The organism is Haloplanus natans DSM 17983 (genome assembly GCF_000427685.1).
Taxonomy (GTDB): Archaea; Halobacteriota; Halobacteria; order Halobacteriales; family Haloferacaceae; genus Haloplanus; species Haloplanus natans.
On the sequence record NZ_ATYM01000003.1, the window covers coordinates 109,666 to 125,298 of the forward strand.

9 protein-coding genes and 3 pseudogenes are annotated in these 15,633 nt (G+C 58.9%); 4 read left to right on the plus strand and 8 right to left on the minus strand.

Annotated elements, in window-relative coordinates; all coding sequences use genetic code 11:
* Nucleotides 1-117 precede the first annotated feature (117 nt).
* The 3 genes and pseudogenes from HALNA_RS00485 to HALNA_RS00495 form a co-directional block, all read left to right on the plus strand.
* Nucleotides 118-1,530, plus strand: coding sequence for a sensor histidine kinase (locus HALNA_RS00485; RefSeq protein WP_281172085.1), 1,413 nt, complete (start codon nucleotides 118-120; stop codon nucleotides 1,528-1,530).
* A 147-nt stretch (nucleotides 1,531-1,677) separates the two neighbouring features.
* On the plus strand, nucleotides 1,678-2,586 hold the full coding sequence (locus tag HALNA_RS00490) for an ADP-ribosylglycohydrolase family protein (protein WP_049934241.1): 909 nt from the start codon (nucleotides 1,678-1,680) through the stop codon (nucleotides 2,584-2,586).
* A gap of 200 nt (nucleotides 2,587-2,786) precedes the next feature.
* A pseudogene (locus tag HALNA_RS00495) lies at nucleotides 2,787-3,593 on the plus strand (DNA polymerase domain-containing protein); the annotation flags it as partial.
* Nucleotides 3,594-3,909: 316 nt separating this feature from the next.
* On the opposite strand, the gene HALNA_RS00500 reads toward HALNA_RS00495, so the two are convergent.
* From HALNA_RS00500 to HALNA_RS19045, 7 genes and pseudogenes are all read right to left on the minus strand, one after another.
* Nucleotides 3,910-5,124, minus strand: coding sequence for a Cdc6/Cdc18 family protein (locus tag HALNA_RS00500; RefSeq protein ID WP_049934243.1), 1,215 nt, complete (start codon nucleotides 5,122-5,124; stop codon nucleotides 3,910-3,912).
* Between the two features lie 657 nt (nucleotides 5,125-5,781).
* On the minus strand, nucleotides 5,782-6,159 hold the full coding sequence (locus HALNA_RS00505) for a hypothetical protein (RefSeq protein ID WP_049934245.1): 378 nt from the start codon (nucleotides 6,157-6,159) through the stop codon (nucleotides 5,782-5,784).
* Nucleotides 6,160-6,337: 178 nt separating this feature from the next.
* On the minus strand, nucleotides 6,338-7,723 hold the full coding sequence (locus HALNA_RS00510; protein ID WP_049934246.1) for an ATP-binding protein: 1,386 nt from the start codon (nucleotides 7,721-7,723) through the stop codon (nucleotides 6,338-6,340).
* A 354-nt stretch (nucleotides 7,724-8,077) separates the two neighbouring features.
* Nucleotides 8,078-8,329, minus strand: coding sequence for a PIN domain-containing protein (locus HALNA_RS20960; RefSeq protein ID WP_245575959.1), 252 nt, complete (start codon nucleotides 8,327-8,329; stop codon nucleotides 8,078-8,080).
* Nucleotides 8,330-8,349: 20 nt separating this feature from the next.
* Nucleotides 8,350-8,661 (minus strand): AbrB/MazE/SpoVT family DNA-binding domain-containing protein, encoded by a 312-nt coding sequence (locus tag HALNA_RS00520; protein WP_245575960.1) that lies wholly within the window; start codon nucleotides 8,659-8,661, stop codon nucleotides 8,350-8,352.
* 183 nt (nucleotides 8,662-8,844) lie between these two features.
* A pseudogene (locus HALNA_RS21490) lies at nucleotides 8,845-9,196 on the minus strand (heavy metal translocating P-type ATPase); the annotation flags it as partial.
* Nucleotides 9,197-9,291: 95 nt separating this feature from the next.
* Nucleotides 9,292-9,925: pseudogene (locus HALNA_RS19045) on the minus strand (IS6 family transposase).
* Nucleotides 9,926-10,454: 529 nt separating this feature from the next.
* On the opposite strand from HALNA_RS19045, the gene HALNA_RS00525 reads away from it, so the two are divergent.
* Nucleotides 10,455-11,738, plus strand: a complete 1,284-nt coding sequence (locus HALNA_RS00525; protein WP_049934248.1) for a hypothetical protein — start codon at nucleotides 10,455-10,457, stop codon at nucleotides 11,736-11,738.
* Nucleotides 11,739-11,886: 148 nt separating this feature from the next.
* Here HALNA_RS00525 and HALNA_RS00530 read toward each other — a convergent pair whose 3' ends face one another.
* Nucleotides 11,887-15,474, minus strand: coding sequence for a PKD domain-containing protein (locus HALNA_RS00530; RefSeq protein WP_157573365.1), 3,588 nt, complete (start codon nucleotides 15,472-15,474; stop codon nucleotides 11,887-11,889).
* Between the last annotated feature and the right edge of the window lie 159 nt (nucleotides 15,475-15,633).

Sequence of the window (15,633 nt, forward strand, 5' to 3'; positions counted from 1 at the left end):
TACAATTATTAGTATGTACCTTCGTTTATTGATTGAGTATACCACGACTACGATTACCACTCATCAAGATCGTATATGAGCAGTAATGGCAAACCCAATCAATAGAGGTATCGTGCTCTGTTTGAGAACAGTCGTGATGCGCTGTTGTTGTTCGACCGTGATGGGTATTTTGACTGCAATACACGCGCAGTCGAACTCTTCGGCCTCAATTCAAAGGAAGAGGCGCTCACGTATACGCCGTGGGACCTTGCACCGCAAACCCAACCTGATGGCGCCAACTCGAAAGAGGTCGCACAGACACACATCGAGACGGCATTTCAACAGGGCGGCGCGTTCTTCGAATACACCCATCAGACCGTAGGGGGGACGACATTTCCAGCCGAGGTGAAGTTGACCCGGTTTGAAGATGACGGCCGGCCAGTCCTGCACTCCCTCGTCAGAGACATCACCGAGCGGAAAGAACGAGAACGCGAACTCACAGAAAGCGAGGCCAAATACCGGAACCTCTTCGAGAGCACCCAGGACGCTCTCATGTTACTGGACAGGCAGGGATTCTTTGATTGCAATGAACAGACCTTGGACCTATTCGGCATCGAGTCTGTAGATACGTTTGCTGAGTATACTCCGTGGGATCTTGCACCGCCAACGCAACCGGACGGGAGAGACTCGGAGGAAGCAGCCCAAGAGCACATCGAGACCGCTTTCGAGACGGGGACCGCCTTTTTCGAGTGGGTACATCGACGCCCCGACGGGACTGAGTTCCCCGCAGAGGTCAAGCTCAGCCGATTCGATCATCGTGGGGAACCACGTTTGCACGCATTAGTCCGGAACATCTCTGATCGGAAAGGCTACGAACGAGAGATACGAGAACAACGCGATAATCTCGAAATCCTGAATCAGGTGCTTCGCCACGACATCCGCAACGACATTCAGTTGATAATGGCATATGCAGAGTTGGCTGCCGACCAATCGGGGTCCGGCTCTATTCGAGAACACCTAAATATTGTCCTAGAAAACGCAGAACACGCTGTCGAGATTACGACGACTGCTCGACAAATGGCGAAAGTGATGCTCTCAGACACTGAAAATATCGCTCCGACTCCTCTTGGCCCGTCGCTTTCCAGCGCAGTCGAAGAAGTACAGAATACCTACCCGGACGCCGTGGTCACGCCTACTGCGGCCGTGCCGGAGACACCAGTTCAGGCAAACGATATGCTCGAGGCGGTCTTTCGCAATCTTCTGAAGAACGCGATCCAGCACAACGACAAGGAGGTCCCAGAGGTGGATATCTCGGCAGGTGAACGGACGGACTCTGTCCTGGTTCAGATTGCGGATAACGGACCGGGAATCGCGGATACAGAGAAGGAGACCATCTTTGGGAAGGGGGAAACGGGCCTCGACAGCTCCGGCACCGGGCTCGGCTTGTATCTGGTCAAGACGCTCGTAGAATCTTACGGCGGGGTAATCGAGATAGATGACAACGAGCCTGTCGGGGCGGTTTTCAGCGTCACAGTTCCGAAAGCGGGCTAACCGCTATGCATGACACGATGACGGAGAAGGAACGGATCGAAATGTATCAAACGTGGGCCGAGTATCGAGAAAACCTCCGTACCGGAACGAAACCTAACGAGTGACTCTCACCCTACATTTTTCTCAGCGGTAGTTCTTGGGTGACGTATGGATTTGGATCGGGCGCGTGGTGTCCTCCTTTGGCTAGCGTGTGGAGATGCGCTTGGCCGGCCAGTCGAGTTTACATCTGCGTCGGAGATCAGTGCTGAACATAGACGGCTCGACGAGATGGTCGGGCATGGCACGTGGAACCAGCCAGCCGGGACGATTACAGACGACACCGAACAAGCGCTGTGCCTCGCCCGAAGTCTAGTAGAACACGAACCGTTCGATCCGACGGATATCGCAGAGCGGTTCGTCGCGTGGTACGACAGCGGGCCGTTCGATATCGGGCGCATGACGATGCGGTCGCTCAGCCGCCTCAAACACGGTGACCAATGGGACGAGGCAGGCCAGCACGTCTGGGAGCAGAGCCGAGAAGGTCAGAACGCAGGCAACGGGAGCGTGATGCGGTGTCCACCACTCGCCATCCCATACGCGAATGACTGGGGCCGACTCGTCGAGGTAAGTCGGCAGTCCTCACAGATCACGCACGCTGACTCACGATGTACTGATGACTGTGCGATCCTGAATCTCACAGTGGCTGGCCTCCTTGACGATGCGGATACGCCGTTGCAGGACGCGCTTGACTACGTCGGTGCGGACGCGCCTGATGAGCTTGCGACGGCACTCCGACCGCTTGCCCGTGGCGACTCGCCCGATACGTTGGAGACATCGGGCTACGTTGTGCATTCGCTGCAGACAGCACTCCACGATGGCCTTGTCGTGGACAGTGCCGAGGACGCGATTGTGACGGCGGTGAATCGTGGCGGTGATACGGATACGATTGGGGCAATTGCAGGGACAGTCGCTGGGGCGCGGTTTGGGGCGTTACAGCTTCCGGATCGATGGCTGGGTGCTATCGACGAGACCGACGAACTCGAAACGCTAACCGAGCGACTCGTGGAGGTGGCGTGATGTACGTGTTGGTGTCTTGAATGAGACGTGTGGGTCGAGTCAGCATCGGCGGCGGGTCGGGACTCCATACAAACCGAGTCTAACCGGCCCAGATTGTTTGGGTGAACTATAGCCACGAGAGACCAGTATTGAGCTCTTCGAGGAAGGATGGACGGATCTCCACAGTGGGTGGGAGGGAAAGTTGTTCGCCTTCCCAGTCAGAAATCAACGCGTTCGCTTGGGAGATTCTGCTGACGGTGAAACAACGGCTGGAAGTGGGCGGCTGGCGCGTCGTCCACGGCATCGTCGACTTCAGATGGGTGACGTCGGACCCCGACGTCGGCGACGAGGACCGCGCGGACCTCGAGACGCTCACAATGGAGATCACGGAACGCATCGAGATTCGGCTCGAACACGAAGCCTACTATGACTGGGTGGCGTTCGTCCCACAGCGTCATAGCGACGCCGGCGCGTTGACGAAGCACTTCGGGAAGGTCGCCGACGAAGACGAGTTCAAGATCAGAGGCATCGAAGCTCGACAGCGCTCGACGCCGCCGTTCATCGAGGCCGTCCAGCGGAACTGTCTCGAACGGTTCGACGCGACCCGGTCGCCGGACGCAGTGCTTGATTGTCTCCAGGATGCCATCGAGCGGCTCCACGCTGGAACGGTGCCTGTTGCGGAACTCGTCGAACGGAATCGTATCTCCAAGCCGCTCGAAGGGTACACACAGAACACGCAAAACGTGGCGGCGCTGAAGCGGGCTCGCGATCACGACCTCGCTGTCCATCCCGGACAGGACATCGAGTACGTGGTCGTCGACGACGAGAAATCCCCACGAGACCGGGTCGCGTTGGCTCACGAGGAGATCGAGTCGTATGATCCGTCGTACTACGAGACGCAACTCGTCAGAGCTGTCGAAAGTATCCTGTCTCCGCTGGGTTGGGATAGAATAGATATAAAACGGGATCTAACGGGCGACCGCCAGTCCGATCTGGATGAATATAATTCGACGCGGAGTAGTAGCTAATCCGTTGGCAACCATGACCGAAGAGGGCTGATTAGGTCCTTAGTGGCGAAGAGAATCCACTGATACACTCTGGACGAGGGGTGACATATTCAGCGTATCACAAAATAGAAAGTTACCCCACACTCGCACAGCTATTATTTTTGTGGGGTAACTGCACTAGTCACCAGCTAACTGATATATGTCACACACCGGGTTTCCGGTGAAGTGGATAACTAGCCAACTAGTTTCCCGATCGCTTCACCGGAAACCCGGTGTGCGTCGGCGCCACCAACAGACGTAACGTGGATCGGGAACGGTATCGAGAGGTTTCTGTAGCTCACTCGATCGTATCAGCCAGGACATCTTTGACGACTGCAGGGTCTTCGAGCAACGTGTGTTCCGTATAGCTTCCTTCAGCACTCCCGCCGCTATGGCGCGATTGCTCGACGATATCCAGAAACGCGTGTTCTTTCAGGAGATCGCGAACCCGACGAAGCGAAAGCGAGTCGGAGCCTTCCTGTCGGCAGATCTGCTCGTAGAGATCGTAGACTCGAGTCGTACGGAAGCCCTGATTGTCGGGCGTAGTCTCATCTTCACGGGCATTGATCGACAGCATCGTCAGTGCCTGCAGCACGTACCGTGAGTGCGGTGTCGAGCCACGAATCAACTCCCTGAATCGGTCGGTTTCGGCGCGTTCGCGGGCCTGTGTCACGAACTCTTCGCGAACGGTCTCGGCTTCGGTCGATTGGGCTATCTCACCGGCATAGCGCAGGATGTCGATGGCCTTACGGGCGTCACCATGTTCACGAGCGGCGAGCGCCGCGGCCCGTGGAATAACACCATCGTCCAGTACGCCATCACGGAACGCATCGCTTCGAGCGACCATGATCTCGTTGAGTTGAGAGGCGTCGTAGGGCGGAAAGACGAACTCGCGTTCGCAGAGGCTCGATTTGACCCGTTCGTCCATCCGATCCTTGTACTTGATCTTGTTACTGACACCGATCACGCCGATCTTACACGACTCGAGTTTCCCGGCCTCGCCGGCTCGCGAGAGTTGCATCAAAATATCGTCGTCTTCCAGTTTATCGATCTCGTCGAGCATGATCAACACAACGTCGTATTCGGCATCGAGGATCTTCCACAGCCGTTTGTAGTAGGTGGCGGTGCTGATGCCCTTGTCCGGAATATAGATGTCCGTCTCATCAGTGTTGACACTGCTCGCAATCGTCTGTACTGCCTGCGTTTCGGTTCCATCCTGCGCACAGTCGACGTAAGCGTGGGCCGCGCTGACACCTTCCTCGTCGGCAGTCTGGACGAGTCGGCGAGACACGTATTTGGCACAGAGCGATTTTCCCGTGCCAGTCTTGCCGTAGATGAGGACATTACTCGGAGACTGACCGAAAATACCGGGATTGACGGCGTTCGCGAGCTGACCGATTTCCTCGCCCCGGCCGACGATCCGTCCCTCCTCGGGGAGGTGATTAATTTCGAGTAGCTCTTTATCCACGAAGATCGGATCCTCCCGAATGAATAGATCGTCGGATTTGGACATTCGTTATACACCACGTTTCTGGTGAAATAACTTGAGGTTTTCCCCTACACACGCACACCACGTTTCCGGTGAAACTGGGTGAGAGCGCGTCTACACTGCACGTGAAACGGGGGTTGTCGTCCACGAGAAAAGAGGTCGAAGCGAGGAAGATACGCATGCGCGGCCTCACGAGAGCGAACCTGACGAGAACCTGATTACGGGAATCCACCCTCGATAGGGGCGGTTCGACTGAATCAAGTAGAACACCGAAGCGACGACCTTCGCTTCGTTCTTTGGTCAGCGATGGAGTCACTGGAAGGTAAGCACGGATAGATAATAAACCCTCGTCAGACATATGATGTAAATCTGAACGATCTCGTTCCAGTATCTCTCGGTGTCGGTTTCATCGGAAACACGGTGTGTTCACAACGGGGTTCGTCATCAGTACTCCGTGGATTCGCATGACTTATCGGCTGTATCCCGCGTTCGTGGTTCTCTGATCCGTCGGCAGAGTCGTGAGCTGTGCTGCGATTCATATCCTCCCTGTCGACTGGAGTCACATTTCACCGGAAACCCGGTGTGTGTGTGCGGAGTTTTGCGAGTTGACTCAACCAATCAGTCCGTGACTAGTCTCGATTCACCGGAAACCCGGTGTGTCTTCACGAGGCGATACTGAAGTCACTCTCGCGGATTCACAGGAGCGATATATTCGTTTTTCCAGGAATCGCCCTCCCTCCATTGAAAATAGTAATAACGATATCCCGGCTTTGTCTCCTTCACCGTGATGTACGCTCCACTCGTCGGGACACCTTCATAATCCTCTGGATTCGTCGAGATCTCGCGCTCGTTTAGCTCTTCGAGTTCTTCCTCATCGACTTCGTCCTCTGCTCGTCGACGCTCGAGTTCTTCTTGTCGCTGTCGACGTTTCCCTTCCGCCAGATCAGCCGCGTACGTCGCGACTGCTTCCAGCCGTTCTAGGGATTGGTTCTCGAGTGGTTCGCGAAGATACTTCGGCAACTCCGGTGCGGGCGGTTTCTCCGGGATGTCCTCGGCCATAGTTACCCCACAACGAACTGTCATATGAATTTGTGGGGTAACTTCGAGATTCGACGATGTCCACTCCCCGTTATCGATGTGTAAACTACGGCATTACTCCGTGTTCCGGCTGATTCCTCGATTTTAGATATTCGACGAACATGGATGGAATCCCGAATCGGCAATAACACTCGTTGAGCTATTCGATGATATCGCTCGGTGTGAACAACGAGAGATCGTCTCGTTCGGCAGCAGTACTGCGAAGCCCGTCGGAGAACCCGGAGCGACAGAAACAGCAGTAGTAATACGTCGGCTCTTCACCGCCACCCGGCGACCACTGGACCTCCTGGGTGGTCCGTTCGAGATCAGCGAGATCGCCTTCGGTCATCTGCCGTGTCGTGTATTTGCACTCGCCGGCGACGAGTGTCCCGTCGCTTCCGAGTCCGACGACGTCGAGTTCGTGATTGCGATGCCACCAGTAGCCCATCCCTTGGTACGTCTTCGGGAGTAGCGACGGGAGGGCGTTCTGACAGACGATCTCGAACATCGGCCCCATGTAGTCCGTGAACGTCGGCTCGACGAGTTCCTCGTAGGCCGCGTCACCGAGCTGGACGAGCTTCCCGGTCTGTCCGTAGACGTAGCGGAACCAGAATCGAAAGAGCGGTTCCTTCAATCGATACCGACTCTTGCGCGTCGCGTTCGGGTTCGCCGTGACTGGGATGTCCCGCTCGACGAGCCGTAGCCGACGGAGTTTCGAGAGATACGACCCCAGGCTGTTCGAGTCGACGCCGGCGAAGCTGGCGATTTCGCTGGTTTCGCGATTCCCGGTGGCGATCGCCCGGAGAATCGTGTAGTAGGTCTGTGGCTCGCGGATGCCGAACTCGGTCCGCAACAGGAACTCCGGTTCATTGTGCAGGACGCCGTGTTCCGAGAGGATGCGTGCCTGGATGTTCTCAGCGAGCGTCGCGGACGGATCGAGCGCACGGAGGTAGTACGGCGTCCCCCCGAAGACGCCCCACGACTGGATCGTCGTGTCCGGGTCGTCCCCCGGATAGAACTGCCTTGCGTCGTCGATCGACAGTGGCGGGAGATCGACCGCGCCCGTTCGTCGCCCGTACAGCGGACTGCCGCCACCGAGGACCTTCTCCTCCATGACGCTGATCGACGAGCCGACGAGGACGAGTGTCATGCTCGTGTCTTCGAGCTGGGTGTCCCAGACGCGCTGGATCTTCGAGGGTAGTGCCTCGTTGGACTGGACGACGTACGGGAACTCGTCGAGGACGACGACCGCGTCCTGTCGTCCCAGCGCACGCAGGAGTGCCTCCCAGTCGCGCTGGATGTCCTCGAGGAGGGGGAACGTCTCGCTGGCAGTCGTAACGAAATCGGCGAGTTGTACCTCAGGGGTTTCCTCGGTCGCCTGCCAGTAGACGGCATCGTCGATATCGGCTGTCGCCTCACGAACGAGGGCGCTCTTTCCGAGTCGGCGCCGCCCGTAGATGACGAGCAGTTCAGCTTGCTCACTCTGGAATGCTTTCCGAAGTGTCTCGAGTTCGTCCGCTCGATTGACGAACCGTCGCTGTGTCATACCTCCGCTTCTGTACGCGAGAGAATAATACTGGCGATTATCTAAACCACGATTTTGTTAATCGTGATTTTGTTCCTGTCTGTGCCGACAACGAACTGCTACAGCATTGAGATTCGATACAGCGGTACTCAGTCGGTTCAAGTGGTTCGCTTTTCGACGAAATGCTTACCACCGAATTGGATAGTTCGTCTATGTGGAGCCGTCACGGAACCGCTCTAATGGGACATCGGAGACTTCGTCGTAGTCGTCGTCACCGTCGATCAAGAGCGTCGCCTCGACCTCTTCAGCGGTCGCCAGTGCAAAGGAGTCACCGAGCGCCGGGTTGTCCCTAAGGGTGTTCTCTGAGGCCTCCTGCTATGAGCCAGCGACCTCCACGGTCTCGATTCCGATATCGGTGAGCCAGTCGAGATACTCGTCAGCGGTGGTTCGGTCGTACTTCCGGGCGATAGTGTAGCGGATTTCGGCGAGGTTCACGCAGCTGGCGTAGCCGGCGGTGTCCTCGACGGCTACTGCGTCGAGATACTCCTCAACCACGTCGCTCCCGGGTTCATCATCAGCGTGTGCGATCAGCGGCTCAGCGTCAAAGACGACGCTGTCAGGGACCACGATCACTCCTCCGAGGGGAACTACGCGTCACGTTCCTCTCGATCCTGTTCGCGCTTCTCTTGGAGGATCTCGGTTGCGGGTCTGTCGGTGGACGCTTCGCTGCGGGCGGCAAAGCCGCGTATCTCATCCGGCGAGCGGACGTGTTCGACGATCACCTCGTCGCCCTCTGTCTCCCGGAACAGCACCTTTCCGGGAGCCTCGATCCCGAGCTTCTCGCGGAACCGCTTCGGAATGGTCGCCTGACCGTGCTTGGTGACAGCAACGACTTCCTTTTCAGAGTTATTCCGGACGGTCACGTCCTCAAGAGTGACGTTCTCGGCCCCGACCTGCACGCCGTCCCTCCCGCTCCCGCTCTGGGTGAGGTTCCGAACGACCGAGTGGTCCGCCTCGATTTTGACTCCGGTTCTCGCGTTGTTCCGAACCGTGGCATGTCGGATCGTCGCCGTGGAGTCGACCTGAACACAGTTAATTGTTATCAGACAGAAAATTTAAAAAAGTTTTGCAATCGATTCTGACTACGTCTTGTCGTCGGGACGCACGTTCGCCAGCCGCATCGCGTTGCCCGTCACCGCGAGGCTCATGCCCATGTCGCCAATGACGACGGCGCGGACGACGCTCACGAGGCCAAGTGGCGCGCCCGCTGCGAGGACAGGCTTCACGCCCAGCGACCATTCACGCCCAGCGACGACCAGACGTTCGTCTTGATAACGCGGCTGGCCCGACGCGAGAGGTGACGAGGTACGGAAACCGAGTGAGGTCGTCACCCATCAGCGCCACGTCCGGCGTCTCGATGGCGGTGTCGGTGTCCGCAGCGCCCATGGCGACGCCCACCGTCGCCGCCGCGAGCGCGGGGGCGTCGTTGACGCCCCACTATGATGCCGTATTCGTTGAGAATCTTAACATCAGAGGGATGCTCGAATCCCCTGAGAACGCGCGTAACAAAGCCAAAGTCGGGACCCTGTTCAGATTAGTTGATGCCATGCGAAGGCGAACGATTGAAACCACTCGCTTACAGTTTCCAACCTGGCATCGCTAAAACAATTCGAGAAACTAGTAGTTCCACGTTCCATCTTATAATAATATGTTTGACACTGTTCAGATTTCCGTGGGGTTCGTGTCTGAAATCGAGGCCGTGGCGACGGCACGCGTCGTTCAGTAGTGTCGTGCTATTGACAAGAAACACGGCGTCGTCAACGCCGTGTTTCTCACGCAATTCTCAAAAAACGAGTAGGCGGTGACGTTCGTTCTGGTCGGTTCGAGCTTTGCATGGTGTAATCTGTTCGTTTCTGAATCGACCGCGGCGTACAGCCAATACTGCTCGTCGTTGAGTCGGATCACCGTCTCATCAACCGCACCGTGATCCAGATTCTGACTCTCTTCGGGCTGTAGATCGGCGTTGTGCACCCAGTTGTGAACGGTGAATCGTGCCCTCTCAACACCAAATATTTCAAGAATAGAGATAGTATCCGAAAGTGATAGTCTAACAAGATAGAGCTGAATACCGAGCTTTATCAACAATTACAGTGTTGTCTCTCGTTCCACAAAGTCTACTTCGATCCAGCCGATACATCCGTTGAAGCTAGCGTTTTCAGGAATGAACAACGTAGAAAGCGCTACGCCTCATCTTCAATCCGTATCTGAACACGAGCAGCGACCGAACCGAGTGTTTAAGATGTTCTATAACGGACTAAGCGCCAACCGAGGCGATAAATTTGCCCGACCTCAACGAGATAGCATCGGAATTAGCCCTCTCGTCGTGGAAGGCGCCCCTTTCATTAGACGGACGGGATGCAGGGCACAAACGGGAACTCCGTCCTCCCGTCTTTACGACGAGGAAGAAGAGCAATACTAGCGTGGCACTGCCAGCATTCCCTCGGGAATGTTGACCGGTAACTCTCCCAAATGAGCCGGCCCCCGCTCGTGGGAAACCCCGCGGTTTAGGATGGTGAGGATATCACCCGGGTGCATACACAGACACTAACACCAATTGATGGCTCCTACAGGCCAAGAAGTAGACAACACTGACAATCTCCGTGCGAATCATCGGTTCGCACCCATGCGTCGCGAGCGGTGCCGACGGCTCGATGCGACGGCGTCCACCCGGAGCCCACGTGTTCGACGCATTATGATTGCGGCCGCACTCGCTGTCCTCGTCGCGACTGCTGGCTGCGGGCAGATCCTGAACAAGCCAGAATCGGCCGCCGTGGCCGGGAACAGCGACCCGATCGAAGCGACCGGGACGCCGTCCACTGCGACGGCTACCTTCACATCTGCCGCGGCTGGTGATAACGACGGACTTGCCCCTGACCGCGAACGGCAACTCGGCACGAATCCACACATAGCTGATACCGATGGAGACGGACTCGACGACGGCGCCGAACTAGCAAACGGCACGGACCCGCTGGTTGCGGACTCGGACGCCGATGGACTCGCCGACGGCGCCGAGCTGGCAAACGGCACGGACCCCTTGGCGAACGACACCGACGGCGATGGCCTTCTTGACGCGGCCGAAGTGGCGAACGCTACCGACCCGACGGTTGCTGACACGGACGCTGACGGGCTATCTGACGGACGCGAACGTGAACTAGGGCTGAATGCAACCGCTGCCGACACGGACGGTGATGGACTCACCGATGCCACGGAGGTCAATGGTCCGACCGACCCCACATCGAACGATACCGATACTGACGGGCTCGCGGACGGTCGAGAACTCGCTCTCGGAACCGATCCGACAGCTCCAGACACCGACGGTGACGCGCTGCTTGATGGATGGGAAGTGGCGAACCGGACCCCAGATGGCGTTCCCCTCCGGCAGGCTGATCCCCTTCATAAGGACCTCTACGTGATGGTCTCGCGCTCTGCCGACGCGTGGGCCTTTCGGGAGGAAGAGCGCACGCAGATTCGTGGCGTGTTCATGAAGATGTCCGTCTCGAACCCCGATGGCGACAGTGGTATTACCGTTCACTTCGCTGAGGGATCGCGACTCCAGATCCGGAAGCCATTCAATGATAAGGGGCACGCCAGGCGGGCGCTCAGACAGAACTCCACCGAGTCGGTCATCGGCCCGCGAGCCGGCGTCTACCACCACGTGGTGCTCATGCGCATCACCGAACACGCTGACTTCGATACGTACGCCGCGACCCCGGGCCGACGCCTCTTGATTGACGAGGACGAACGGTCGTTCAACGGTGGCTCTCTCTCTTACCGTGATCGGCTGATCGTGCGTGGCCTGGTCCAGAATATCGCCGGTAAACCCAACAAGACCTACCAACATCCGGATAAAAGTCGATTCACCACGCAGGGATGGACGGCCTACGAGCCCGATGACTTACGTGCGAACGAGTACCTTCCGTCTCACATTTCAGAAAAACTCAGTCGCGACGGATTCGCGACTACCGCAAACGACTAGTGGGCCCGTCGCGGCCGTCAGCGTCTCGCCGCCCACGTACACGGGCCCGTCAACATGGACGTAGTCTCCCGGCGATGCTCTTGCGGTGAGTGATTCCCGCGACTTTAGGCGCGGGAGGAGATCAAACTGAACCCGGGCGACACGGTGACTACCGGCGTCGATACAGTAGTGCTCCCCCAGCCGTTATGACCGCTAAAACGAGCACACCAAGAAGGAGTGGAGCCACCCCGGCGGGTTCGGACTGGCTTGGCGCGACTGCTGTCGGTGACGACTGTGAGGCAGCCGTCGGTTGGGGAGTGGTATCGTCGGATTCTGCTGTCGACTTCGTCGCGTCCGACTCGCGGTCGTCCGGAACTGGGCTCACCGTCTCTGATGCCGGCGTCGGCGGCGTTGCTGGAGCATCTGTGGCAGTCGCTGTCGGCTCCTCACCGGTGTCGCTACCGACGCCATCATCGTCCTCAACAGAGTCATCCGGCGCGGTCTCATCATCCGTTTCCGGAGGGTTATCCGATGAAGATCCGGAGTCGCCGTCGGTCGTCTCTTCGGGGGAGTCTCCGTCGTGGGAGGTAGATGATTCATTGCCACTCGTCGATTTACCCACCGCAAATACCGACAGCCCTGGTGAGCGAGCTTCGAATCGCTCACTCCCGCCTGTCGGACCAAGGTACGTCGTTTCGAGTGCGGTCCATGCCCCGTCGTGATAGCGATAGAGTACGATCGACTCAGGTGTCGAGACGGTGTCGGCAACGATCGTGAATTCGAAGATGACATGATTGATCGCGTCCTCGGGGACGGACTCGTTGATCCAGAGGTACGCCGACGCGCCCTCTAGCGTGGGGGCCGACCCCGAAGTCGGCGATACAGTTACCTCGGCTTCGACAGTTACATTCCGCGTCGCTGAGAGGCGCAACTGCGTCAACTCCGTCTCTGTGTCCGGATGGGTCGTCCCATTCATTCCTTCGAGAGAGACATTTAATGGCTTCGTCGGTGTCACTTGACGCTCGATAATAGTTGTCTCACTGGTTTCCGTGATCGTTGGTTGCCCTCCGATGTCCGTTTCGGAGGTGACAGTTACGTCCGCACTGTCGGTGACGATGGGAGCCGAACTCGTCGTTGTTCCATCCGACCGGAGCGGCTCGCCGACCGTTCCGTCATCGACACGATGGAGTCGTGCAACGAGCGTTCGGTTCGTCCGAAGCGCAGCCACCTCGTCGGCAGACGACCGCTGTTGGTCGAGCGTGACGGTCACGTTCGTCTGTCGTCCGGGCCCAAGTGTCACCGAACGACCAATACGGGCACCGATGTCGGCCGTGCTATCGTCCGGAGACGCATCGGTATAGATGACGACGGCGTAGGCCCCACCGGTGTACGTGGTACTCTCGACGACGACGGTGGTGGTGCCGTTCGCGACCCGACGGTCGCCGAACCGCAGCGCTGCCATGGGTGTCGCATCACTCGGTGTGGGATCCACCGCGGCTGCACGCTTGGCGGAGTCGAGATAGGTTCCCTCGCCGGAGAGCGCAACGTCGAGCACAGCGTCAGTAAACGCTGGCGTCCCCGGCGTCAGTCCAGCGGACCGGGCCTGTTGGCGGGCCTCTGCTCGCGTCTCCAGATCGAGGTCGGCCACCGTCGCTCGCTCGCTCGGATACTCGGGGTCATAGAACGTCTGTGGGCTGTCTCCACCATCGTAGTCGAACAGCGATGTCGGTCCAGTCACGCGATAGACTGTCCGGTACAGCCCGTACAGCGTCTCAAACGGCACAGGCCTCTGGAGGGCCGTCCCGTTCGGGTACGCGATATCGTCACGAGCGTTGCCATTCGGACTCCCGAGGAGACCATCCACGTCGGCCCTACGGCTCCCATCCAGCGTGAGGGCTGCATCAACCCGCGTTGCCCAGACATCGACAGTGAGGCGTTCGGGCGCAGTCGTGTCTGCCCTTTCTGACGCCGTGTAAGCAATGGTATAGGTCCGGCCATTCGAGTCGCGAGTAATACGCCCCGATCCAATGCGTACCGACTCACCGGCGGCAAGCGAGCGTGCTGTGCCGTTCACGGTCAGTACCTCATCGTCTCGCGCGTCGATCGTGACGACGCGACCGTCGAGGCGCGTGGCCACGGCCGACACCACGCTGACCGGCGCGCCCGGGACAGGGCGCAGGCGAGCTTGGACCGCCCGCGAGCCGGTCGGGTCCTTGGCGAGGACGAACTCGCCGGCCGCCTGAAAGTCGTAGCTCACGCCGTCGAAGGTCGTGAAGTGGCCGTGTCCGGTGGCCGCCGCCGTCGCGTTGGCGTCGATTGGGAGAGCACTCCCTTCAGCGATCCGTTCGACCACAACGTCGTCGAGTTGCGTGGTAAACTCGCCGCTGCGAACGGTGACAGCCGACGGTGCGCTCTCGTCGTGCCGGGCAGCACGCGTGGTCGTCCCGCGTGACTCACCGTTGATCTCGTACGTGATCGTCACCATCCCGTCGCTGTGCGTGTACTCGACCGTCACATTGTTCCACGCCCCGACGCGGTACGCCCCGAGATCCATACCGCTCCCGGTGACCATCCCGCTGGGCCGAAACGTGAGCAGTCTCAGGCCGTCGCCGGCCGTCCCGTCATCGGTCGCCGTCCGCAGCTCGATCGCTGCATTGTACGCGTGACAGCCGACCTGTCCGTTCGTGGTCGGTCGGATGCTGAACGAGAGTTCGGTCGTTCGTGCGTCCGTCTTCGCCCCTGTGTCCGTCCCCGCCTCGCTCTCTCTTATCGAGCGCTCCGCAACGGCTTCCTGACAGCCGCCCGCCGAGCCACTCACTTCGAAGGCGCGATCGCCGCTGGCGGCTGGGGCGTCGACGACTCGCTGCGTGCCGTTCCCTGTAGCAGTCCAGTTCGCCGGGGAGCCGTTGACTGGCGTGGATTCGAAGCCAGTGTCGAGTACTGTCTCCGTGGTCGTTGCAGCATCCGCCTCAACGTCGAGCGTTCGAGTGGCGTTGACTTGCGCTCCCGTGCCCGTGACGACTGTTACCGTCGTCGCGTATCGTCCCGGTGTACGATACGTATGCCTCGTGGTCGGGACGGACGTGGTTACGTCGGTCGTCCCGTCTCCGTCGACGTCCCACTGATACGCCCGGATCGTGCCGTCGAACGCGGCTAGCTCCGCTTCGAACGTGACTGGCTCGCCGGGCGTTGGCGACGACGGTGAGGTGGTGTACGCCGATACCGTCGGCGGTGCGTTGCTAGCCTCGACGCTGACGGTCGCTCGGTCCCGCGCGTCCCCGTCCGAGACGACCACCTCGAAGACGTACGTTCCCGCTTCGGGCAGCGACACAGAGAGGCTGGCCGATGACGATCGATTGAGAGACGCGTTTGCTGGACCGCGTATCTGCCGCCACTCGTAGGAGCGGTCGTCGGGGGTGTCGGCGTCGCCGGTGACGACCGCAACGAGCTGGAGCGTCCCGCCTACGTTGACCGAATCGTTTTCCGGAGCGATGGTCACGGCCGGCGCCGATGACTCGCTCAGCTGATACAGATCCACCACGTCATCGAAATCCAGCAAACCGTTCCGATTGAAGTCGTACTGTGCGGCGTTGTCCGTGACTACCGGCCGATCGAAATTAGCAAACAGCAGCGTCGAATCCTCGTAATCGATCCGTCCGTTGGCGTTGAGGTCTTCGAACAGCCCATCACGGTCGGGATCAGTCGGGGGCGAGCTAGCTGTCGGGAGCGGCGGTGGTGACTCGGCTACTGGTTGCACCGCTGTTGTTCTGCCCTCCGGTGTCACCGGCGCGTCGTTCCCGGCGGCAGGTACAGCCCGGTCAGCCGCGGCGACGGGCATCAGCCACGGAGTCAGTACACCGAACCCGACCCATAATAAAATGCACAGCAATAGACCGACGCTCCGCAGTGTTGACTG